1 protein-coding gene and 1 pseudogene are annotated in these 1,588 nt (G+C 73.9%); one reads left to right on the top strand and one right to left on the bottom strand.

The features are described from left to right. Positions 1 to 989, top strand: a 989-nt coding sequence (locus AB0O00_RS38670) for a hypothetical protein (protein WP_363659359.1), incomplete at its 5' end; no start/stop codon positions are given. A gap of 115 nt (positions 990 to 1,104) precedes the next feature. On the opposite strand, the pseudogene AB0O00_RS38665 reads toward AB0O00_RS38670, so the two are convergent. Beyond that, positions 1,105 to 1,588, bottom strand: a pseudogene (locus AB0O00_RS38665) (hypothetical protein); the annotation flags it as partial.

Genomic DNA, 1,588 nt, shown 5'->3' with positions numbered 1-1,588 from the left:
CCGCCAAGCCGGTCGACCAGCTGAAGCCGCCGACGGCCACGCCCGCCGGCAAGCCCACCGCGCAGCCCACCGGCCAGGCCCCGCAGCCCACCGCGCAGCCCACCGGCCAGGCCCCGCAGCCGACCGCGCAGCCCACCGGGGCGAGCACCCCGCCGCCCGCCGACGGCGGCAACGACGCGCCGCCGAAGACTGTCGACGCGCAGGCGGACGCGCACCCGTACGCCAAGAACCTCGCCGTGTTCGGGAAGATCTTCTTCGACAAGCCCGGCACCGAGACCCTCGACCCGGGCAAGCTCGGCCAGCACTACGTGTGTTCGGGCACCGTGGTGGCCGACCCGGCGCACCCGGGCAAGAGCAACCTGGTCTGGACCGCCGGGCACTGCGCCCACCAGGGCAAGGGCTCGACGTTCAACAACAACATCGTCTTCATCCCGGACTTCAACGCGGGTGGCGCGGTGAGCGGCGGCAAGCGCCCGACCGACGTGTCGCAGTACGCGCCGTACGGCGAGTGGGCGGCCGTCAACCACGTGACCTCCCCGGTCTGGGAGGCCGAGGGCGGCGAGGTCGGCCCGGCCGCCCAGTACGACTTCGCGATCCTGCGGGTGAAGCCGGAGAACGACACCGGCAAGTCGCTGGAGGAGACGGTCGGCGGCGCGCTGCCGGTCTGGTTCAACGCCCCGCGCGACCAGCTGAACATCACCAACTACGGCTACCCGGCCGCTCCCCCGTTCGACGGGCTGGAGCTGAACCACTGCCAGGGCGGCAAGCCGTCCCGGATGTCCTACGACCCCTCGCGCCCGCCGATGCTCGCCATCGGGTGCTCGATGACCGGCGGTTCGAGCGGCGGCGGCTGGCTGTCGGCCAAGGACGGCAAGCCCGCCCTGGTCAGCAACGTGTCGGTCGGCAACGACGCGGAGAAGTACCAGGCCGGTCCGTACCTGGACGACGTGGCGGCCGGCCTGTACGACTTCATCTCCAAGAAGGGCTAGTCACCGACTACCGGCGACCGGCGACAACCGCCCTCCGGCCCCTGGCCCCGCAACACGCGCGGGGCCAGGGGCCGTTGCCGTCAGCGGATCCGCACCGGCCCCCTCCCCCGCACCGTCAGCGGATCCGCACCGGCCCCCTCCCCCGCACCGTCCGCACGCCCAGCGGGCCGCCGTCCGCACCGGGACGCGCCGCGTCCGGTATCTCCCGCAGCGTCAGGACGATCTCCCCGTCGAAACGTTCCGCCAGCAGTCGCACCAGCTCCGCCGCCCCGTCCGGCCGGACGTCGGGGGCGAGGGCCGGCAGCCGGCCGGGGGCGCTGAGGTCCTGCGCCTGGACGGCCCAGCGCGCCGCGTCGCCGTCCTCGCCCTCGGCCGCGTAGTGCACCGCCAGGCAGTGGACGGCCAGTTGGTCGCCGTACTGCGCGGCGATCCGCCACCAGAACACGGCGTCGGCGGTGCGGTCCATGCCGTAGAGCAGGCAGCCGAGGGTGCGGAAGGCCGCCTTCTCGGCGAGCTCGAGGTCCAGCGCGAGTTCGCACGGCTCGACCGTGCCCGCCACGCCCCAGCACAAGTGCCGCAGGTCGCGCCGGAGTTCGGCG

The sequence above is a fragment of the Kitasatospora sp. NPDC093558 genome (assembly GCF_040683475.1).
GTDB lineage: Bacteria > Actinomycetota > Actinomycetes > Streptomycetales > Streptomycetaceae > Kitasatospora.
The sequence above is the reverse complement of the archived record's forward strand: the minus strand, read 5'-3'. Positions and strand labels throughout refer to the sequence as shown.